This window comes from Gammaproteobacteria bacterium (genome assembly GCA_029881255.1).
Taxonomy (GTDB): domain Bacteria; phylum Pseudomonadota; class Gammaproteobacteria; order S012-40; family S012-40; genus JAOUMY01.
Map to the genome: position 1 here is coordinate 737,439 of JAOUMY010000001.1, position 20,489 is coordinate 757,927.

A 20,489-nucleotide genomic window follows, 5' to 3' on the forward strand; every position below is an offset into this window, starting at 1 on the left:
GAGAGGCGTCGATTGCGTATAGTCGGGTTTCTTGGGGGTACGTTCGATCCGGTTCACTTCGGTCACTTACGAATTGGGTTGGAGATTAAAAACGTATTGGCGCTGGATGAGTTGCACTTTGTCCCTTGCGCCAAGCCACCACACAAATCCGGCGTAATGGCGAGTGCAGAACACCGCAGTCGTATGCTGGAACTGGCAATAGAAAACATCCCAGGCTTTGCTCTGGATACAAGAGAGTTGGACCGGCAGGGGCTTTCATATTCCATCGATACCTTAAAATCGATCCGCGAGGAGTATGGAGATGCGACGTCAATTTGCTGGATAGTCGGTTCTGATTCTTTCCAGAGTCTGGACACCTGGCATCAATGGGAGCAATTGTTCGATTTTGCTCACATCGTGGTAGCCTGTCGTCCCGGTTGGAAACCGGATGTTGAATCTGCCGTTGGGCAGCAGCTTTCGCGGCGCATTGTGAACGAACCGTCGCAGCTGAAACAGACCGCGTGTGGCCTGATTTTACCGTGGCAGGTCACGCAACTGGCTATTTCAGCAACGGCAATTCGTGAAATGGTGGCGAAAGATTTTAGCCCGCGCTTTCTGCTTCCAGACGCAGTGCGGGATTTCATTGAACTAAACAAGCTTTACAGGCAGTAAATAATGCAGACAGAAGAATTACTACAATTAGTTATCGATGCGCTTGAAGATATGAAAGCGAAAGACATTAGCGTTATCGACGTGCGTCACCTGAGCAACATTACCGACATTATGGTAGTCGCAACAGGTACCTCGACGCGTCAGGTGGCCAGTATTGCATCGAGTGTGGCGGAGAAAGCGAAGGCTGCAGGGGTAATGCCTTTTGGTGTCGAAGGCAGTTCAGTCGGAGAGTGGGTACTGGTGGATCTTGGCGATGTGGTTGTGCATGTAATGCAGCCGTCTATCCGCGAATTTTATCAGCTTGAACGTCTCTGGAGCACGCCGCCGGCGGGTGAAGGACTGGAAGACGTCAGCAGTAAAGCGAATTGATGCGCTGGTATGCGCATACACCTTATTGCGGTTGGTAACCGAATGGAGGCCTGGGTAAAGGCCGGTTTCGACGAATACGCCAAACGCATGCCGAAAGAATGTCAGTTAGTACTGAAAGAAATTGAACCCGCCAAGCGTAGCAAGTCGGGTAATTCTGAGACCTACAAATCGATAGAAGCAAAAAAAATCCTCGCCGCAATTCCGGAGGGTTCGACTGTAATAGCGCTGGATGTTCAGGGAATGCAATTTTCAACTGAGCAATTGGCCGAGCATATGACGGACTGGATGAGTAGTGGTAGAGACGTAGCGCTACTGGTCGGAGGTCCGGATGGGCTGGACCAGCAGTGTTTGTCGATTGCGAATCAAAAATGGTCATTATCACGGTTGACGATGCCTCATCCGATCGTGCGTATCGTTTTGGCAGAACAGCTCTATCGAAGTTGGAGTATTACGCGTAACCATCCCTACCATCGCGCCTGAGTGGATTTTCACGGTTTTCAATTGTTTTAAAGGCTTAACTCAAGCCTTTTAAGTTTTGTTGCGGTATCCTTAGTCACTGGTGACATTACCGGGATTCCGTACTTGGCTGATCTCATTCTCGCATCAAAATCTCCCCGCCGTGTCGAGCTATTGCAACAGCTGGGTTTAAAGGCTCACATTATTTCGATCGATGTGGACGAGTGCGTATTGCCTCAGGAAAAACCAGACGAATATGTTCTCCGGGTGTCTAAAGAAAAAGCACGGGCCGGATGGGAAATATTATCGCCTGAAATACGTCACTTACCGGTATTGGCGGCCGATACAGCCGTCGTACTAGACGAGGCAATACTCGGCAAACCTACGGATTATGTTGATGCGCGACGAATGTGGCGCATGCTGTCGGGTGTGCAACACGACGTGCTGAGTGCGGTTGTTGTCACCCAGGAAAATAAAACAGAATGTATCTGTCAGCGCAGTCAGGTGCGCATGCGTGACATCAGTGAAGCTGAAATGCAGGCCTATTGGAATACGGGAGAACCGTGCGATAAGGCCGGTGCTTATGGCATACAAGGGATAGGTGCTCTCTTTATTGAGCATATAACGGGAAGCTATTCGGGCATTATGGGTTTGCCTTTGTTCGAAACAGCACAAATCTTGAAAGGGTTTGGGGTTCGGGTGTTGGAATAGCGGTTTTTCAACACAGCCAGAGAATAAAGAAGTAAAAATCTATGAGCGAAGAAATACTAATTAATATTACGCCCCAGGAGACGCGCGTTGCCGTTGTCGAAAACGGTGTATTGCAGGAAATTTTTATCGAACGCGCGCGCAAGCGTGGGCTGGTGGGAAACATTTACAAGGGCAAGGTGTGTCGTGTTTTGCCCGGCATGCAGGCGGCTTTTGTGGAAATTGGCTTGCAGCGTGCGGCATTTTTGCATGCATCAGACATTTTTACCGGCCAATCGACAGTTGATGAAGAGGGCAAAGGCAAACCCAATGAACCGGTGCAACCAATTCAGGAACTTGTTCGTGACGGGCAGGAGATTTTGGTTCAGGTTATTAAGGACCCGCTCGGAACCAAAGGGGCGCGTCTAACCACTCATCTGACGATTCCCGCGCGTTTTCTGGTGTACATGCCGTTGACAGAACATGTCGGTATTTCGCAAAAAATCGAGGATGTTGAAGAGCGCGATCGACTGAAGAATATGGTGAGTGAGCTGCGCCAGACGATTAAGGGTGGCGGATATATTGTGAGAACAGCAGCTGAGGGCGTGCATGAGCACGAATTACGTGCCGATATGCTCTACCTGTCTCGTATATGGGAATCCCTGTCTGAACGGAATCGTTCACAATCAGCACCGGAAACCATCCACGAGGACTTACCTCTTTCCATGCGTGCCATCCGCGATATGGTTGGCAGTGATGTAGAGAAAATTCGCATCGACTCGAAAGAGCATTTTGACAAGGTCGTGAAGTTTGTCGGCAAATTTATACCCGAACTATTGTCCGGTATCGAATACTATCCCGGGCCTCGTCCAATTTTCGATTTGTATTCGATTGATGACGAAATCCAAAAAGCCTTGCAGCCAAAAGTGCAGCTCAAATCGGGCGGCCATCTGGTAATCGACCAAACTGAAGCAATGACGACGATCGACGTCAATACTGGTGCCTTTGTTGGTCATCGCAACCTGGAAGAAACAATATTCAAAACTAACCTGGAGGCGACCCAGTCCATTGCGCGGCAACTGCGTCTGCGAAATCTCGGTGGCATCATCATTCTTGATTTCATTGATATGTTAAATGATGAACACAAGCGACAGGTGTTACGGTCGCTGGAGAGGGCGTTGGAAAAAGATAATGCCAAGACGTCTATTAGCGAAGTTTCCGCATTGGGTCTGGTACAGATGACGCGCAAAAGAACGCGTGAGAGCTTGGAGCATGTCCTTTGTGAGTCCTGTTCGGTCTGTGGAGGACGTGGCATGATAAAGACGCCTGAAACTGTGGCCTATGAGATATTCCGCGAGATCCTGCGTGAAGCTCGACAATTTGATTCCGAAACCTTTTTGGTGCTGGCATCGCCAAATGTGGTGAATCTAATGCTGGATGAAGAGTCCCCCAGTGTTGCAGAACTGGAATCTTTTATAGGCAAGAGCGTGCGGTTTCAGCCGGAAATTCAGTATTCGCAGGAACTGTTCGATGTCGTTCCTATGTAGGAGGGTTTGTAAAAACTAAGTGACCTTACGCGCAAGAATCTTCAAAGTCTTTTGGAGTACCTTAGTTTATCTTTTGGTGACGGTAGTCGTATTGGCGGCTGTCGCGCTTACGCTTGCACGCATATGGCTACCTACCGCTGAAGATTACAAAGGCGAAGCAGAAAGCTGGGTCAGCGATTTTCTTGGACAAAGAGTTACTATCGACTCGTTGAATGCTGACTGGCGCGGATTTGAACCGCAATTGGTTTTGGAAAAGGTACAGCTATTATCTGATGATGGAAAAACCATCATCAGTGCCTTTGAGAAGGTAAAGATAGGTTTTGATCTCGTATCATCGGCTTTCAGACAAACCGTGGTGCCGGGAGGTCTGGTGGTTGAGGGCGCGCGACTGGTGTTAGTTCGTCAGAAAGATGGTCGCTTTTCGGTTTCCGGATTTGCAACAACGCAAACAGACCCTGCCGATTCAGAGGCAACGAGTGCATTACTCGAAACCATGCTGCTCGAACAAAGGCTTTTGAAGATTGAAAATAGCTCGCTGGTTTGGCGAGATCGGGTCAATAATGATGAGACGCGGCTTTTTAGCGATGTAAATATCACCATACGAAATGACGGTTCTCGTCATCAAATCGAAGGTTCTGTCTTTCTTCCGCAAGATCTTGGTTCTCACATGCTGTTCTTTCTTGATCTACGCGGCAATATTTTTTCGGGTAACGATTGGTCTGGCAGTGCGCAATTGACTGCGGTGGGAATCGAGCTGGTTAATTGGATGACAGAAAAGCGTCTGGCCAATCTCGAACTCGCCAAGGCGATTGTTAGTACCAGCACGTGGGCACGTTTGCGTTCAGGCAAACTCGAGGAGCTTCGGGGCGAGGTCCTCGCCTCAGATGTTCAGCTGCGATCCCAGGACAACCCGCGTCTGAACAAGATAGACAGTTTGAGCACTGATTTCAGTTTGGAACTTCGCGACAATTTGTGGCAACTCACACTGGACGGATTGACCTTGATCCGAAATGGTAAGGTGTGGCCAAGAATGCGCGTCGATACGCGTTATGACGGAACCAGCCAATCTCTGGAACTGGAAGCCTCTGAGCTCGAAATCGGTAACATTTTGCAACTTGCGTTAATCAGCGATGTTATCGAAAAGACAGCGGGGACCTACTTGCGCGATGCCAAGCCAGAAGGGCGCATGGAGAATATTACCTTTTACTCTGCTAAAGACAATAATGGCGATGATGTATTCGCTTTTGGCGCTCGATTCCGCAATGTCAGTATTGGTGAATCAGGCAGTGTTCCTGGTTTGCGAGGAATCACAGGAGAGATAGAGCTGAGTAATCATGATGGTTATGTCTGGTTGGATAGCGAAGACTGGGCAATAGATTACAGCGGTATGTTTAAGAACACACGACTGTTCCAGCACTTGTCTGGAAGCGTTATGTGGAAAGCCGATCAAAACGGCCAATGGAAAATCTACGGTAACAATCTGCGCGTGTTTGATCAAAGAGCAGAGGCTAAAGGTCAGTTCTATGTACGTTTGGAACCCGAAAAAGCGCCTTTTCTGGATCTTGCCTTTGGGTTGAAAGGAAACGCGATTACGCGTGTCCGTAAATATCTGCCTGATGCAATGATGAGCGAAGAGTTGACCAAGTGGATTAACAACAGTGTTTTAAAGGCCACAATTAAGGCGGGCGGTTTGGTTTACTACGGATATACGGACCGTTATCCGTTTAACGAGCGTGACGGTCATTTTGGGCTGAATCTATTACTGCAGGAGACCGATCTGCGCTACTTGGAAGGCTGGCCAGAAATCACCTCGATAAATGGCCAGTTAGACATGGACTCACATGGTTTAGTGTTTTCATCCAACAATGCAAAGATTTATTCCAATCAAATTGATAGCGTTGGGCTTTCAATAAAGGATTTTTACGCAAAAGATTTGCGCCTCGCAATTGCTGGAAGTGTAACGGGAAGTACGCGCGACAAATTTAAATTTATGTATCAAAGTCCGCTGAATGAAATCTTTGCTAAGCACCTGAAGGTGTTTTCTGTTTCAGGGCAAAGTGAATTGGCAATAGGTCTGGATATACCGCTGTCGGGAGAAGGCGACTTACTTGCCAGTGGTAGTCTGCTGATGAGCGATAATCGCCTGAATGCAGCGGAACTCGAGCTTGATCTAAGCAACATAAGCGGCAGTCTGCGTTTTGACGAACGCGGAATCTATGGTGAAGATATTAGTTTGAAATTTAATGGAATCGATATTCTCGCCGATGTGGAAACTGTTGATGTCGGCGAAGGGCGAGAGATGGTGTTTTCACATACTGGCGCTGTTACCCACAAACAAATCAGCCAAATCTTCAAGCAATATGTTAAGCAACCACAGTGGTCAAACTTTATCGCTGGAGACACGAATGCCGATGTCAGGTTTTATGTTCCGATGATAGACGGTGGTCCCCATCGAAACATGACGCTTGAAGCGTTTTCCATGATGGAAGGGGTTGAGATAAAGCTACCGACTCCCTTCGGTAAATCGGCTGACTCTCAACGACGCTTTTCTATTAGCACGGAGTTAGGTGGAGAAGAGAACACGCTTTCGCTGGCGCTGGGAGACACGCGCTTGGCCTTGCGTATGTTGTCAGCGGCTGGTGAAACGAGCGTAGAAAAAGGCGCGGTTGGTTTTGGCGTGGAACCCGTATTGCCAACTGAACACGGCTTTCACTTTACCGGAGGTATTCCCAAATTTTTCTGGTCCGAATGGCAGCCTTTGTTGATGCCTGATGCGGGCCAGCCAGGATTGCTGCAATCCGAAGGTGGCGGGGGTTCTGTTTATTTTGATGTTGCCGTCAATCAGACAGAGATTTTAAGCGCGCGCTTTGCAGATGTGCGTGTACAGGCGTCGAACACTGCTCAAGGCTGGACAGTACATGCTAGCGGTCCAGAAATTCAAGGCAGCGCCTATCTGCCAAGTGTATGGAATACCGCGCCAGTTGTACTCGATACTAAAAAACTTCACATCAAGATACCTAAAACGGAAGAAGAGTCTGAAACAGTAGATCCAAACGACTTGCCGCAGCTGCGATTCAAGAGCGAAGATTTTTCGTTTAATGATATGCGCTTTGGCAGAACTGAATTTTCTACCTCAGCGGTAGCCGGAGGCATGCGTCTTGATGAGTTCAATTCCTCGTCTGAGATTGCTGATTTCGCCGTTAAGGGCGACTGGACGGTAGATGCTAACAAACATAAATCGAATTTTACGATCGGTATGAAGGCTAAGAATTTTGGCCAGATGATGGATAGTTGGGGCTATAAAGACATTATTGATAAAGGCGATGGCCTACTCAATATCAATGCAAACTGGCTAGGTGCTCCTACGGCGTTTTCTTTCCCGACGTTGAAGGGAAATATGGAAATCAGTATGAACAATCTGCGCCTTATGGATTTGAATGTAGGTGCGGCTAAGATGCTGGGACTCTTAAGTCTGGAGGCCATACCAAGGCGTCTGTTCTTTGACTTTAGAGATGTGGTGCAAAAAGGTGTATTGTTCGATAGCGTGCAAGGTCAGTTCGACATACAAAATGGTGATGCATTTTCCAGTGGTATGGTATTGACTGGGCCTAGTGGACGCATGGGGCTCGCGGGTCGCATCGGCCTGGCGCAAAAAGAATATGATCTGGTGATTACATTTATACCGAAGGTTTTGGATGCGCTTCCTGTGATAGGGGGGATTGCGACTGGTGGTCTAAGTGTTGTTGCACCAACGGTGGGTGCGACGGTATATGTCATGCAAAAGCTATTTCAGTCTCAAGTCGATGAGTTGAGCGCTGTTCAATACACCGTTACCGGATCTTGGCAGGAGCCGAAGGTTGTTCAGGTCAAAGCGCCATCCAAACAAAAAGGCGAGACTGAATTTGTTGATGAACAATAAACATCTGTGGTTTAAAGTCTATTGTTGTTATTTGTTTTTAACTGTCGTTGGGAGTAGGAGTATATGAAGCGGGTTGCAGCTATTCAGATGGCCTCTGGACCAAACGTGCATGCAAATCTGATTGAGGTCAAACGGCTGATCGGCGTGGCTGCGGAAGAAGGCGCACAGCTTGTCGTATTGCCGGAAAATTTTGCGCAAATGAGCGCCGATCGGGATCTTTTGAAGATAAAGGAAAAAGATGGCAGTGGCCCGATTCAGGATTTCCTGTCGGAAATTGCGGAAAAATTCAAAATATGGCTGGTTGGTGGCACCATGCCTATGGAAAGTGATCATCCCAATCTAGTTCGTTCCGCGTGTCTGGTGTTCGATCAAAGCGGCGAGCGTGTCGCACGCTACGACAAAATTCATTTGTTTGACGTGGATATTGTAGACAGTGATGAACACTACACCGAATCGAAAACCATTCAACCCGGAAAAGAACTGACAGTTGTCGATACGCCAGTTGGCAAAGTCGGGTTGGCTATCTGTTACGATATCCGCTTCCCTGAACTCTTTCGCGGCTTGCTCAGCAAAGGTGCGGAGATATTTGCTATTCCCTCTGCATTTACAGCGATTACCGGGCGAGCTCATTGGGAGCCATTGATCAGGGCCAGGGCGATTGAAAATCTTTGTTTTGTCATCGCGGCCGGACAAGGTGGGTACCACGTTAGCGGGCGCGAAACCCATGGCGATAGCATGATTGTCGATCCTTGGGGAACCGTGCTGGATCGTTTGCCACGTGGTTCTGGCGTGGTGATTTCAGACATCGATAATGACCGTTTGAAGCAGATTCGCAAACACTTCCCGGCGATAAAACATCGTCGTCTCTAATGGAGAAAGCATGAGTCAGTCTATCCAAGTAGCGCAGCAGTTAATACTTACTCCGACCGGAATTACCGAAAACGACTTGTCTAGTGTTCTGGGGAAGATTGTTTCTCAGCACGGTGTCGACAATGCGGATTTGTATTTTGAATTTTCACGCTATGAATCCTGGTCACTGGAAGATGGCATCGTCAAAGATGCATCTTTTGGAATAGACAAGGGCGTAGGTGTGCGCGCACTTAGTGGTGAGAAAACCGGTTTTGCCTATTCCGACGATATCTCGCTTGCTGCATTGGATCAGGCTGTGTCTACAGTGCGTGCCATTGGGCGTCAGGGACAACAGGGCAAGATCAAGGTTGCGAGTGGCTATGTTGCCGGTTTGAATCTCTACCAGCCGCTTGATCCCATGACTTCACTAACGGAGCAGGAAAAGATCGCCCTGCTAGAGAGTGTTGATGCGGAAGCACGCAAACAGGATCCGCGTGTTTCTCAGGTTATGGTGGGTATGGCGGCGACGCACGATGTGGTCCTTGTTGCGGCTTCTGATGGAACCTTGGCAGCTGATGTTAGGCCTCTGGTTCGATTGAGCGTGAGTGTGGTGGTAGAACAGGATGGTCGTCGTGAAACGGGATCTTCCGGTGGTGGTGCAAGACTCGATTTTACCTATTTCACACAGCAGGATCGCGCAAAAGAGTATGCACGTGAGGCGGTGAGGCAGGCACTGGTAAACCTGGATGCAGTCGATGCGCCAGCAGGCACGATGGAAGTCGTGCTTGGTCCGGGTTGGCCAGGTGTGTTGTTACATGAAGCTGTTGGACACGGACTCGAAGGAGATTTTAATCGAAAAGGCAGCTCAGCCTTTAGTGGACGCGTGGGCGAGAAAGTCGCTTCCGAGCTGTGTACGATAGTTGATGACGGCACAATACAGGATCGTCGCGGCTCTCTGAATGTGGACGACGAAGGCGTTCCGACGCAATGCACTACGCTTATAGAGAAAGGAATTCTCAAGGGGTATATGCAGGATAAACAGAATGCACGTTTGATGGGCGTGGCGCCGACTGGCAACGGTCGACGTGAGTCATATTCCCATTTGCCGATGCCGCGCATGACGAACACCTATATGCTTGCAGGCCAAAGCGATCCTCAGGAAATTATTTCTTCGGTAAAAAAAGGATTGTACGCGGTGAATTTTGGTGGTGGGCAAGTCGATATTACCTCCGGAAAATTCGTCTTCTCCGCCAGTGAGGCCTATCTTATCGAAAATGGAAAAGTGACAAGGCCGGTGCGCGGTGCGACGCTGATTGGCAATGGTCCGGAAGTGATGACGCGCGTGTCGATGGTCGGCAATGACCTGAAACTGGATCTCGGGGTAGGCACCTGTGGTAAAGAAGGCCAAAGTGTACCCGTAGGTGTTGGTCAGCCGACATTGAAGATAAACGAATTGACTGTTGGTGGCACAAGCGCCTGATAGGGGAGTATCAAATATGAATAATTCACAATTAGCCCAACAAAGCAGCCAACAGTTCGAATCGCTTTTACAGCAGGTCATCGAGGAAGCGAAAAAACAGGGCGCGACTGCTGCAGAAGTTGCGCTAGGTATTGAATCAGGTTTGTCAGTTACGGCGCGTTTGGGCGACGTTGAAACGATTGAGTACCACCATGACAAAGGTATCGGTATTACCGTGTACATTGGGCAGTCCAAGGGTTCGTCCAATACGTCAGATTTTTCCGAAAAATCTCTGCGCGAAGCAGTTGCGGCTGCCTGTGGGATAGCGCGCCACACCGCGAAAGATCAGTGGTCAGGATTGCCGGAACGCGACGATCTTGCCTGGGAATACCCCGATCTTGATTTGAATCACCCCTGGGACGTCAGCGCAGATCAGGCGGTGGAAATAGCGCTCGAATGTGAAACGGCGGCGCGCGAATACGATAAACGCATCACCAACTCGGAAGGCGCGACTCTCAATAGCCATAGCGGTTTGCACTATTACAGCAACAGTCTGGGCTTTGTTGGGCATTATCCAACCACCCGTCATAGTTTGAGTTGCTCAGTTATTGGGCAGGATGGTGGCGCTATGCAACGAGATTATTGGTATAGCGTGGCGAGAGACAATGTGGCACTCGACAGTGCTGCGAGCGTGGGTAAAACAGCTGCGCAACGTACAGTGGCGCGACTCAATGGCAAACGACTATCTACACGCAAGGCGCCGGTGGTGTTTGTGCCAGAGATGGCAGCTGGGTTCATCGGACACTTTCTTCGCGCCATACGTGGCGGAAGCTTGTATCGCAAAACCAGTTTTCTACTCGATTCCCTTGGACAGCAATTATTTCCGGAATGGCTAGATATCAGCGAACGTCCGCACATAAAAGGATCCTTGGGTAGTGCGCCATTCGATAACGAAGGTGTCAAAACGCAGGACCGGGAACTTGTTGAGAGCGGCGTATTAAAATCCTATCTGCTCGATAGCTATGCCGCGCGTCGTTTAGGCATGCACACTACTGGACATGCGGGTGGTGTACACAATCTGGTATGTGCAGCAGGCGATCTGGATCAACAAGGTCTGCTCAGAAAAATGAACACTGGCCTGCTGGTGACAGAATTAATGGGGCAAGGCGTAAACGCCGTCACCGGCGACTATTCCCGCGGTGCTGCGGGTTTTTGGGTTGAGAATGGTGAGATTCAATTTCCAGTAGAGGAAATTACCATTGCCGGGAATCTCAAGGAAATGTTCAAGAATGTAGTCGCTATTGGTAACGACGTCGATCGACGCCGAAATATACAGACAGGCTCAATCATGCTTGAGCAAATGACTATTGCCGGGGAGTAAGTTACCGGAGTTATAAATTCCTGGTTTTTTCCAGCATACGTTCGATTGAGCGATCAGGGTTAAAGGCCTTAACTTCGTCCAGGTCCAACCAACGGACTTCGTTCGATTCATCATTGCTACGCAAAGGCAGAGTGTCGTCGATTTCGAACAAAAAGCGCACGTCATAGTGCTCGTGCTGTGGCTCTTTCTTGGTCGCGGGAATCGTATGTATATCGACGTCAAAAATATCAGTGTCGACGATGCGTATGTTTTTAAGCTGAACGCCAGATTCTTCTGACGCCTCTTTTAGTGCAACACCCGGAGTATTCGGGTCACCATCCGAATGCCCGCCTGGCTGTAACCACCGATCAAGTTTTCGATGATGTAGCATCAGTGTCTTTGTCCGTTGTCGGTTAACAATCCACGCCGAGCCGGTAATGTGTCCAATCTTCAAAGAACGCTCAAAGCAGTCGTCATGTTCCTGGACAAAAGACAACATGCGAAGTCGCGTGGACTCCTCTTGTTCATCGAAACCAGTGTAATTTGTGAGTAGGCGTATTAGCGTTGATCTTTGCATAGCACCATATTATATCCAGTCTCCTGACCATTGTTTGTATAATTTTTGCCACAGCTCTTCCGGGTGCTCATCGAAGACATCTTTAATACTGCCAGGCGCTACCAACCAAACCTCGTTATCCAATTCCTTGCGCAACTGCCCAGGCCCCCAGCTACTGAAACCAATAAACGTGCGGGTTTCATCATGTGACACGCGATTGATTTCTATCATTGCCTTGTCTCCCGCGCCAAAATACAAACCTTGAACGATGTCATGTAATTCCGGGTATTTGTGTGCTTGAGTAAGGACGAACAGAAACTGGGCATGCATAGGTCCACCAAAATATAGTTTTGATGGGTGTTCAAGTCGCATATTATCGGGCATTGCCTCATTCACTGTCATATGCGTGGGTTTGTTGATGATAAAACCGTGGGTTCCGTCTTCGCCGTGCTGAGTGATGTAGACGACGGTGTGATAAAATTCCGTCCCCTGCGTTTTAGCCGTGGAAATCAGGAGCGATCCAGCCTCCAGTTGTTCGTAGTGTATTTGCGGCGATTCGGCCGCGGCTAAAGAGGCCATCAAGGTGAATACGGCAAACAGTAATGTGGATGCAGTTTTGTTGGTGTTTAGGATTGCCATAGCGGCTTACCTCTTGGTAACGTTCAAAGAGTTATAGCAATACTCAAACCATCGCAGAAAGCCCGGATTGTTTTTTTTCTGGCAAATCGTTCTTCATGAATATTCTTGTATGATCAGCGAGTTAATGCTGATCTGTCTACACTGTTTGTAGTTGTTTAATGGAGTCGCTACATTGGAAATCAAGTCTTCGCCCGTAAAGCTGTTACTACTGGACGAAGCGCGTCGTGAAGAAGCCGATTTCCTGGCACAAAGTCTTGGCGTGAAATGTGTCGCTGAAGAGTCAGTGGATACATTGCGTTATCTCGTTTTTGCTCATCAATATACGGGTCTTCGCTACAGGGAAATAGGCAAGCACAACGACATCTATGTGGACTTTATTGGCGGCAAAGTTGGGCACCGACATCGACAGGGCGAAGGGCGTGGACAAACACTAGCGCGCGCGATAGGAATAAAAGCCAACTATCGTCCGCGTGTGTTGGACGTGACGGCAGGATTGGGAAGGGATGGCTTTGTATTAGCATCGCTTGGTTGCAAAGTGACGCTGCTTGAGCGTTCACCCTGGTTACATGCCTTATTGCGTGATGGAATGTCGCGTGCGTCGCAGGATGAATCTGCAGCCTTGGTGATCAATCGTATGCAGCTGCATTACTCTGATGCCCTGTCATTTTTAGCAAAACTGGCTAAAGACGAAAAACCCGACGTCATTTATCTCGACCCCATGTATCCACATCGCGAAAAATCGGCCCTGGTAAAAAAAGAAATGCGCGTTATACGCGCATTTGTTGGTGATGATACGGATACGCAAACTGTTTTAGATATGGCAATAAGAAGCGCAATGAAACGCATAGTCGTCAAACGGCCGAAAACGGCATCGCCAATTGATGAGGAGCGAGTGAATTTTTCTGTCGCGGGTAAAAACACACGCTACGATGTTTATTTACCCGTTGAACAGAATTAATTGTCTTCTGGCAAAGGTAGGTCGCGCCCGAGCATACGATTGATTGCCGCGATACCAAACAATCTAAAGCCGCGTAACGCTTCTGGCGGATGTCCAGCGACACAGACGATAGGCTTGCCCTGGGCGATACCCATGATTAATGGTCGGCCGGATTTCATCGGTACGCCGTCGACTAACAACTCACCCAGCTCGCGGATTAAATCCGAAATAAAATCACGGCCGCCAACGGCTGTACCGCCGCTGATTAACAACATGTCGTTTTCCTGCAAGGCCTGGCGTGCTGTTTTGACGAAGGCGTCGAAATCATCACCTTGTATTCCCTTGGCAACTGCGATTCCGCCAGCGGCGTTAACTGCCGCAGACAACATTGGCGTGTTGCAATCATAAATAGCGCCGATTCGAAAAGAATCGGTGTGTGGAATAACTTCATCGCCCGATGCAAACACCGCGACGCGTGGCGGCATGCACACCTGCGCCTGGTTTAACCCCAGGCTGGCGAGTGTGCCGATAGCAACTACATCTAAGACCTGTCCTGCGGCAAGAATTTCGCTACCTTTTGCGATATCACAGCCTTGTGCTTCGATGAAAAAACCGGGTGGAAAGGGACGGCTAACGCTGACCTTGTCGCCATCGACCTTGCATTCCCACATGCGTGCGATAGCGAAATCACCTGTTGCCACGACGCTGCCAGTGACGGTTTCTATCGCACCGTCCTTACCGGGATCAGGACAGTTGGCGTCACCAGGGTTCACGCTTCCAATGATATTAAAAGATACGGGGTTTTCTTCGCTTGCTGACTGGGTGCTGGCGCTGGAAACCAGATAGCCTTCAACTATAGCGCGGGGATAGGGTGGCGAATCCATAGGCGCGGTCACGGCTTGATGGAGTGTGGCGCCAAGAAGCTGATCCAGATTTCTGGTCTCCCTTGCCAGGCTACGAAATGCGACTGCCTGGACGAATTTCTCTTGTGCTTCACGTAATGGTGATGTCTCGCTCACGTGTATATCCTCTTGTTATCGTAGTTGTCATTCTAACCCGTTGTTATTGGAGGATATATAAAAAAACAGCGCCAAGATGGCGCTGTTTTACGAATTCGAACCTTTAATCAGGCTCGCACATTGATATTGTTGCCCAGATGAGGCTCTGAGTTCTCTACCTTGGGGATGGAATTGATCAGTTGTGCCGCCTGAGAGCTCTGATGGTTAAGAGCTTTTTTCAGTACCGATACACCGACCGAATCCCCAACCTTGTTGCCGACTCCCAGCGCTGTGGTTGTCGCAATCGGGCTATTGGCTATGTTCACGGTATTTCCTCGCTATAGTATGCCCATATTGCGTATCGTCCTTGATGGGAGATTCATGAATTAAATCAGAGGGTTTAGGCTGGTTTTGTGAACTGGTCTGCAAATGAAAAGGCCCCGTGATAACGGGGCCTGTTTAACTATTTGATTTTTTAGAAAGTGACGCCAACTGCTACCAGAGCGCCTTCATCGTTTTCTTCGTAATTGACCATTACGTGTCCGCTGGCGCCATTTAAAGCGGCCATAATGTCGCTGCCCGCTTTGAAAGTGATGGCGTTGCTGCTTTCCATGTCACGGATAGTAAAAGTTTTATTGTTGGCATCCACTGCTGTGATGTTGCCAATATGTTTGCCGGAATTCGCGCCGCCACAGGCCAGAACCGCACTTGATACTGATGCCATACCGAGCAACAGGCCTACTAATAATACAGATTTCTTAAACATCGTATCCTCCGCAGAAAGTAAAGTAATGGAATCTGAGTCCCGTATTAGGCAATCATAATATGATTCCGTTCCCCGGCGTCAAGCTAAAAAAGTTCGACGCTGTCCGTACCTTTGGTCTTTCCATTACCTTCCGTGGCAATACGGATGGCTTCTTTGATTGAATTGCCCTCCATCATCGCCTCAAAGAAACGACGATCTGCCTCGGTGTTGTAACGACGGTGGACTTCTTCCTTAAAAGCCTTCCATGTAGAGGTGTCTTTTAGTTGTTCGGGTTCCTGCATCATGTCCTGTAGTTGACGGATGCTTTCGGTAGTGTGGGTCAGGCGTTGGGTCAGCTTGTCGTAGAATTGGAAGCCTACTGTGCTTTCTTGCACTTTGTTGAAATACTCATCACAGATGGTGTTAATTTTTTCCAGATTCTTTGCATCAGGGTTGCGGTGCATTTCCTCCGCCAGGGCTTTGATTTCATGTACATCTCTGACCATTTCCATAAACGTGCGAGTCAGCATCTGTACAGAACCACTTGCGTCTTTCATTGAAAGACGAATCTCACCATTGGCAAGTTGAAGAAAAGTGCTCATTTCCTGTTCGAATATGGAATCTGTTTGTGCCGATGAGTTTGCCATGTGTATCCCCTGTAAATTGTGCATAAAAAATTCAAATCTCTGCCTTTCATATCGAGCGAAGCGGATTAAAAGTTGAGTCTCGACTTGATCTAAGTATTATCTAAGGCAAGAAGACTAATTTTGAGGGCCCAGGGAGAAGGAGAAAAATAATGACAAACGGACAAAACCCCTCAATCACCAATCTTACTCAGTTGTTTCATCGTACCTTGATGAAATATCCCGGCGGATCGGCTTACCGGTGGTTCGATGAACAGAAAAATTCCTGGCGCGCCTGCAGTTGGGCGGACGCCTTTCGTCGTACATGTCGAATTAGAATGGCGTTTAGTGAGCTGACACCGGGCCAACGGGTCGCATTGATATTGCCGAACTCACCGGACTGGGTGTGTATCTCACAAGCTGTGCTAAGCAAGGGCGGGCAAATCGTGCCTATTATTCCGTCCACCACATTGGAACGATTGATACATGTTTTGAAAGAAACACGGCCTCAATATCTTTTTATCGACGATAGTCTTGATGATGAATATATCCGGCGGGTATCACGTGTGTTGCCCGAGTGCCAAATAGTAAGTGTTGGAACGCGCGCACGGCAGCAAGTTGTTATCGCAATGTCAGAGTGGATGATCGCAGATGTGAAAGCTGGCGGCGAAACCTATGAGGCCAGGCCAGACGATGTTGCCTTTATCCTGTATAGCGCAGGTAAAAATGGAATACCTCGAGGCGTGTTGATCACCCACGGCTGCATCCTGCAACAATTGCAACAGTTACAATTGCGCACGGAGTTAAGTGAACGGGATAGCATCTTCTGCACCGAACACTTTTCATTTTCGTACGCATTAATCTCGACACTTTACCTCGCTATGCAAGGTTCAGCGTGCGTGATTTTTCCTCATTCTACGAACTTGTTTAAGGACTTTCACCGCCTCGGTGCCACCGTAATAATAGGTGCGCCGGGAGTGTTTGATCACTATCAACGGGCGTTCCAGGCAGATCTGTCTAAGCGCTCACATCTGCGTCTTCAGATGTTTCGATTTATGCGCGTGATTTCCCAGTGGCGATTTAAATCTGGAAAGTGGGCATATGCGACGCTCATGCTGCCTGCTGTCGCTTTTTTTTGTCGAGCGCTGATGAGGCAGATTGCAAGGCGCTTTAACGGCTCGTCGCTGAGATTGAAGATGGTTGTCGGAGCAAGTGCGAGTTGTCAGTTTTACTTAGACCAATTTTGTACCGGCGGAGCGATTTCCGCTATTTACGGTTTAACCGAAGTTGGGCCGCTTGTGGCAATTAATCAGCAGCCATATTGTGCAAACCACATTGGTGAATTTGTCGGAGGTGTGGAATGGAAGTTAGACGATAACGGCGAATTGTTGTTGCGTGGCGGAAGTGTCGCGAGTCGCTACATTTCCGGGAAAGCGGTCAGAAAGCATGGCTGGTTGCCAACCGGTGATAGATTGCGTAGGAGTGGAGATCGCTACTACTTAGACGGAAGAGTCGATGCATCGATCAGGCTTTCTACGGGTGAATATGTATATCCAAGAGTGATCGAGGATCAGCTTACAAAAGACGAATTATTCACACAGGTCGTAGTGCTTGGACACGGGCGTGAATTCTTAAGCGCCATGTTATTTCTCGAAAAATCCAGACTGGCGGCTCTAATGCCTGCTAGAAATACGAGTGATAGTGTTGTGGAGTTGAATGCCTATCGCCTTCGTGATTTTCTGTCTACTCGGGTACGCCTTGCATTGATGCGTTTGCCACACGCGTGGCAGATTAAAGACTTTCTGGTCTATGACCAAAGTTGTCTCAAACCAGAATGGTTTGACGATGAAGGCCGATTGATGCGTGACATGATGATAGACGCGATGCATGCCGATATAGTGCAGCTTTATCAGCCGCCTCATCCCGATACGCGAAATAACTCCCGTATAACTACCCGTAATACCGCTTCGGCACTGATACGCTAGTATGTATATTCAGTGTACACAGGTCGAAAAGCAGTCAATTTGTTTTGTCTATCGTAAATAAAGCAACTGCAAGACATCGTGTGTTTAAGTAAAGATGGAATCGGTTTAGCCCGAGTGTTTGGCATGAAGATTCGTCAGTCGATATTTCATTGCCTGTTTTCGAGAAAACTATAAGTCAACGCAGATGTATCTGCGTTGACTTTCGTGAGGCTAATTTGATTTTGCTTTTTGAAACGCTAGCGCGAAGGCATTGTTACCCGTTTGTGTGGCCTGGGTCGAAGTTTGTTTTTGGCGATTTTTTGGCTTTGACGGTTCTGCACGTTGCGTCTTTTCAACATCACGAGAGGAATCCGTCAGACGCATGGTCAAGGAAATGCGCTTGCGATTGACATCAACTTCCAGCACTTTTACTTTGACGACGTCCCCCGTTTTAACCACGTCGCGTGGATTCTGAACAAATTTGTCTGCCAGCGCGGAGATATGAACCAGTCCGTCCTGATGTACACCGATATCAACGAAAGCACCGAAATTGGTGACATTGGTTACTACGCCCTCCAAAATCATATCGAGTTTCAGGTCAGTAATTTTTTCGACACCTTCCTTGAAACTCGCCGTGGTGAATTCAGGGCGAGGATCGCGTCCCGGTTTCTCGAGTTCCTGCAGAATGTCACGAACAGTAGGCTCTCCAAATTTTTCGTCTGTGTATTCCGCGGCATTAAGGCTGCGTAGTAAATTTGTGTTGCCGATGATGTCATCAATTCGCTTACCCGTGCGAGCCAGAATATTTTCCACAACCGGGTATGCTTCGGGGTGAACCGCCGAACGGTCGAGGGGGTTGCTGCCCTGGTCGATGCGTAAAAAGCCCGCTGATTGTTCGAATGCCTTGTCTCCCAGACGTGCTACCTTCAACAATTGCTTGCGATCCTGGAAGGCGCCATGCTGGTCGCGATAGGCAACAATGTTCTTTGCCAGGGTAGAATTGAGTCCTGAGACATAGGACAACAAGGAAACAGAGGCTGTATTTACATTAACCCCGACCGCATTTACGCAATCCTCAACCACATCCGAAAGACTGCGCGCCAGTTGCGTTTGATTAACATCGTGTTGATACTGACCGACGCCGATTGACTTTGGATCGATCTTCACCAGTTCGGCAAGTGGGTCTTGCAGGCGGCGTGCAATAGAAACCGCGCCGCGCAGAGAAACATCCAGATCCGGAAATTCTTCCGTCGCTAAACTCGACGCAGAATAAACCGAGGCGCCCGCTTCTGAGACCATGATCTTGGTGAGCTTGAGTTCCGGATTGTTTTTGATAAGTTCCAAGGCTAATTGATCAGTTTCACGAGAAGCGGTGCCATTACCGATACTGACAAGTTCAACATTGTGTTTTTTCGCAAGCGTACTAAGTATGGCCAAGGCCTGTTTCCACTGATTTTGCGGTTGATGCGGATAGATTGTCGCCTGTTCTAGTAACTTGCCTGTGATATCAACAACCACGACCTTAACGCCGGTACGGAAACCTGGGTCTAACCCCATGGTGTTGCGCGCGCCTGCAGGCGCTGCCATCAGCAAATCATGTAGATTATGAGCGAAGACCTTGATGGCTTCATTTTCCGCGTTTTCACGTAGGCGTAGTTTGAGCTCGTTATCGAGACGGGTAAGAATTTTTACTTTCCACGTCCATTTCACGCATTCCTGCAACCATTCGTCGGCCGCGCGTCCCTTGTTCTCAATGTTGAAATTGCGCGCAATCAATTGTTGGCAGCGTATATTGTCGCCAGCATTGGCATGTGCTTCCTCACCTTCAGGTAAAGTGATGTTTAATTGCAGTATCCCTTCACTGCGTCCGCGAAACAACGCAAGTGCACGATGTGATGGCAGCTTGTGTATAGACTCTGCGGCATCAAAATAATCGGAAAACTTAATACCCTCTTGTTCCTTGCCTTCGATGATGCTGGATTTGATGCTGCCTTCTTGCCATACATGCTCACGCAGTTTTCCATTGAGCTCGGCATCTTCAGCAAAATCTTCCATCAATATCTGCTTGGCGCCATCGAGCGCAGCTTTGATATCGGCTACATCTTTATCGGCATCGATGTAGTCACTGGCCACTGTAGCAGGGTCAAGAGTCGGGTCTTGCAGTAGCGCTTTAGCTAGTGGTTCCAGCCCTGCTTCACGGGCTATCTGTGCCTTGGTGCGGCGCTTAGGCATGTAAGGGCGGTAGAGATCTTCGAGGCGGGTTTTGGTATCAGCGGCGAGGATCTGCTGTTCGAGTTCCGGCGTAAGTTTGTCCTGTTCGCTGATGCTTTTGATGACGGTCGCCCGGCGTTCCTCCAGTTCGCGCAAATACACCAGGCGCTCCTGTAAGGTACGTAACTGGGCATCGTCCAAGCCTCTGGTGACTTCTTTGCGATATCTCGCGATAAAAGGTACCGTTGCGCCTTCGTCCAAAAGAGTAACTGCCGCCTGGACCTGGGCATCCTGGACGCTAAGTTCATTCGCTATACGGGAAATGATGTTTTGAACTACCAAACTGCATACCTCGAATTTGTCAGACTCATAGAAGGCGCACAGTTTAGGTAGCGGGATGGTATGAGGCAAGCACTAAAACAAAAGCCCCTTGCGGGGCCAGTTTGAAGGCTTCCAGAGTTTGTTGGGGACCCTAGGAAGGAGCTTTATTATGAGAATAGGTGCTCTGAGCCAAACGAG

At 48.7% G+C, this 20,489-nt stretch carries 18 protein-coding genes; 11 read left to right on the plus strand and 7 right to left on the minus strand.

The genetic code is table 11. From position 1 onward, the window contains the following. Positions 1-12 precede the first annotated feature (12 nt). The 9 genes from nadD (at position 13) to pmbA (ending at position 11,318) form a co-directional block, all read left to right on the plus strand. Positions 13-651 carry a nicotinate-nucleotide adenylyltransferase gene (gene nadD / locus OEZ43_03495; GenBank protein MDH5544631.1) on the plus strand — a complete coding sequence of 213 codons (639 nt, stop codon included), beginning with the start codon at positions 13-15 and terminating at the stop codon, positions 649-651. A 3-nt stretch (positions 652-654) separates the two neighbouring features. After that, positions 655-1,020 carry a ribosome silencing factor gene (gene rsfS / locus OEZ43_03500; protein MDH5544632.1) on the plus strand — a complete coding sequence of 122 codons (366 nt, stop codon included), beginning with the start codon at positions 655-657 and terminating at the stop codon, positions 1,018-1,020. A 9-nt stretch (positions 1,021-1,029) separates the two neighbouring features. After that, positions 1,030-1,500, plus strand: a complete 471-nt coding sequence (gene rlmH, locus OEZ43_03505) for a 23S rRNA (pseudouridine(1915)-N(3))-methyltransferase RlmH (protein MDH5544633.1) — start codon at positions 1,030-1,032, stop codon at positions 1,498-1,500. A gap of 102 nt (positions 1,501-1,602) precedes the next feature. Beyond that, positions 1,603-2,187, plus strand: a complete 585-nt coding sequence (locus OEZ43_03510) for a Maf family nucleotide pyrophosphatase (GenBank protein ID MDH5544634.1) — start codon at positions 1,603-1,605, stop codon at positions 2,185-2,187. Between the two features lie 41 nt (positions 2,188-2,228). Beyond that, positions 2,229-3,710, plus strand: a complete 1,482-nt coding sequence (rng, locus tag OEZ43_03515) for a ribonuclease G (GenBank protein ID MDH5544635.1) — start codon at positions 2,229-2,231, stop codon at positions 3,708-3,710. A 19-nt stretch (positions 3,711-3,729) separates the two neighbouring features. Next, the gene (locus OEZ43_03520) at positions 3,730-7,629 is read left to right on the plus strand and encodes a YhdP family protein (protein MDH5544636.1); all 3,900 of its coding nucleotides are present in this window, start codon (positions 3,730-3,732) and stop codon (positions 7,627-7,629) included. Positions 7,630-7,692: 63 nt separating this feature from the next. After that, entirely contained in the window at positions 7,693-8,499 is an 807-nt protein-coding gene (locus OEZ43_03525) for a carbon-nitrogen hydrolase family protein (protein ID MDH5544637.1), read from the plus strand. A 10-nt stretch (positions 8,500-8,509) separates the two neighbouring features. Continuing rightward, positions 8,510-9,958: a metalloprotease TldD gene (gene tldD / locus OEZ43_03530; GenBank protein MDH5544638.1), complete on the plus strand. Its 1,449-nt coding sequence runs from the start codon at positions 8,510-8,512 to the stop codon at positions 9,956-9,958. A gap of 16 nt (positions 9,959-9,974) precedes the next feature. Next, a complete protein-coding gene (gene pmbA, locus OEZ43_03535; protein MDH5544639.1) occupies positions 9,975-11,318 on the plus strand; it encodes a metalloprotease PmbA in 1,344 nt (447 codons plus the stop codon). A gap of 10 nt (positions 11,319-11,328) precedes the next feature. Here pmbA and OEZ43_03540 read toward each other — a convergent pair whose 3' ends face one another. Together OEZ43_03540 and OEZ43_03545 are read right to left on the minus strand one after the other, a co-directional pair. Continuing rightward, complete coding sequence (locus tag OEZ43_03540) at positions 11,329-11,874, minus strand: NUDIX hydrolase (protein MDH5544640.1); 546 nt, start codon at positions 11,872-11,874, stop codon at positions 11,329-11,331. Positions 11,875-11,883: 9 nt separating this feature from the next. Beyond that, entirely contained in the window at positions 11,884-12,492 is a 609-nt protein-coding gene (locus OEZ43_03545) for a YqgE/AlgH family protein (GenBank protein MDH5544641.1), read from the minus strand. Between the two features lie 172 nt (positions 12,493-12,664). On the opposite strand from OEZ43_03545, the gene OEZ43_03550 reads away from it, so the two are divergent. Further along, on the plus strand, positions 12,665-13,450 hold the full coding sequence (locus tag OEZ43_03550; GenBank protein MDH5544642.1) for a class I SAM-dependent methyltransferase: 786 nt from the start codon (positions 12,665-12,667) through the stop codon (positions 13,448-13,450). On the opposite strand, the gene OEZ43_03555 is transcribed toward OEZ43_03550, so the two are convergent. From OEZ43_03555 to OEZ43_03570, 4 genes are all read right to left on the minus strand, one after another. Next, the gene (locus OEZ43_03555; GenBank protein ID MDH5544643.1) at positions 13,447-14,448 is read right to left on the minus strand and encodes a molybdopterin molybdotransferase MoeA; all 1,002 of its coding nucleotides are present in this window, start codon (positions 14,446-14,448) and stop codon (positions 13,447-13,449) included. The genes OEZ43_03550 and OEZ43_03555 overlap by 4 nt on opposite strands. 107 nt (positions 14,449-14,555) lie before the next feature. After that, positions 14,556-14,753, minus strand: a complete 198-nt coding sequence (locus tag OEZ43_03560; protein ID MDH5544644.1) for a YjfB family protein — start codon at positions 14,751-14,753, stop codon at positions 14,556-14,558. A gap of 149 nt (positions 14,754-14,902) precedes the next feature. Continuing rightward, on the minus strand, positions 14,903-15,193 hold the full coding sequence (locus OEZ43_03565) for a hypothetical protein (GenBank protein ID MDH5544645.1): 291 nt from the start codon (positions 15,191-15,193) through the stop codon (positions 14,903-14,905). Positions 15,194-15,276: 83 nt separating this feature from the next. Continuing rightward, positions 15,277-15,819: a hypothetical protein gene (locus OEZ43_03570; protein ID MDH5544646.1), complete on the minus strand. Its 543-nt coding sequence runs from the start codon at positions 15,817-15,819 to the stop codon at positions 15,277-15,279. Positions 15,820-15,968: 149 nt separating this feature from the next. On the opposite strand from OEZ43_03570, the gene OEZ43_03575 reads away from it, so the two are divergent. Next, entirely contained in the window at positions 15,969-17,780 is a 1,812-nt protein-coding gene (locus OEZ43_03575; GenBank protein MDH5544647.1) for an AMP-binding protein, read from the plus strand. Between the two features lie 210 nt (positions 17,781-17,990). Here OEZ43_03575 and OEZ43_03580 read toward each other — a convergent pair whose 3' ends face one another. Then, entirely contained in the window at positions 17,991-20,312 is a 2,322-nt protein-coding gene (locus OEZ43_03580; GenBank protein MDH5544648.1) for an RNA-binding transcriptional accessory protein, read from the minus strand. Between the last annotated feature and the right edge of the window lie 177 nt (positions 20,313-20,489).

What these genes read in the sequence shown, in the direction of transcription:
- rsfS (MDH5544632.1), top strand. Translation starts at nt 655, where the DNA reads ATGCAGACAGAAGAATTACTACAATTAGTTATCGATGCGCTTGAAGAT.
- rlmH (MDH5544633.1), top strand. Translation starts at nt 1,030, where the DNA reads ATGCGCATACACCTTATTGCGGTTGGTAACCGAATGGAGGCCTGGGTA.
- rng (MDH5544635.1), top strand. Translation starts at nt 2,229, where the DNA reads ATGAGCGAAGAAATACTAATTAATATTACGCCCCAGGAGACGCGCGTT.
- OEZ43_03525 (MDH5544637.1), top strand. Translation starts at nt 7,693, where the DNA reads ATGAAGCGGGTTGCAGCTATTCAGATGGCCTCTGGACCAAACGTGCAT.
- tldD (MDH5544638.1), top strand. Translation starts at nt 8,510, where the DNA reads ATGAGTCAGTCTATCCAAGTAGCGCAGCAGTTAATACTTACTCCGACC.
- pmbA (MDH5544639.1), top strand. Translation starts at nt 9,975, where the DNA reads ATGAATAATTCACAATTAGCCCAACAAAGCAGCCAACAGTTCGAATCG.
- OEZ43_03540 (MDH5544640.1), bottom strand. Translation starts at nt 11,874, where the DNA reads ATGCAAAGATCAACGCTAATACGCCTACTCACAAATTACACTGGTTTC.
- OEZ43_03545 (MDH5544641.1), bottom strand. Translation starts at nt 12,492, where the DNA reads ATGGCAATCCTAAACACCAACAAAACTGCATCCACATTACTGTTTGCC.
- OEZ43_03565 (MDH5544645.1), bottom strand. Translation starts at nt 15,193, where the DNA reads ATGTTTAAGAAATCTGTATTATTAGTAGGCCTGTTGCTCGGTATGGCA.
- OEZ43_03570 (MDH5544646.1), bottom strand. Translation starts at nt 15,819, where the DNA reads ATGGCAAACTCATCGGCACAAACAGATTCCATATTCGAACAGGAAATG.
- OEZ43_03575 (MDH5544647.1), top strand. Translation starts at nt 15,969, where the DNA reads ATGACAAACGGACAAAACCCCTCAATCACCAATCTTACTCAGTTGTTT.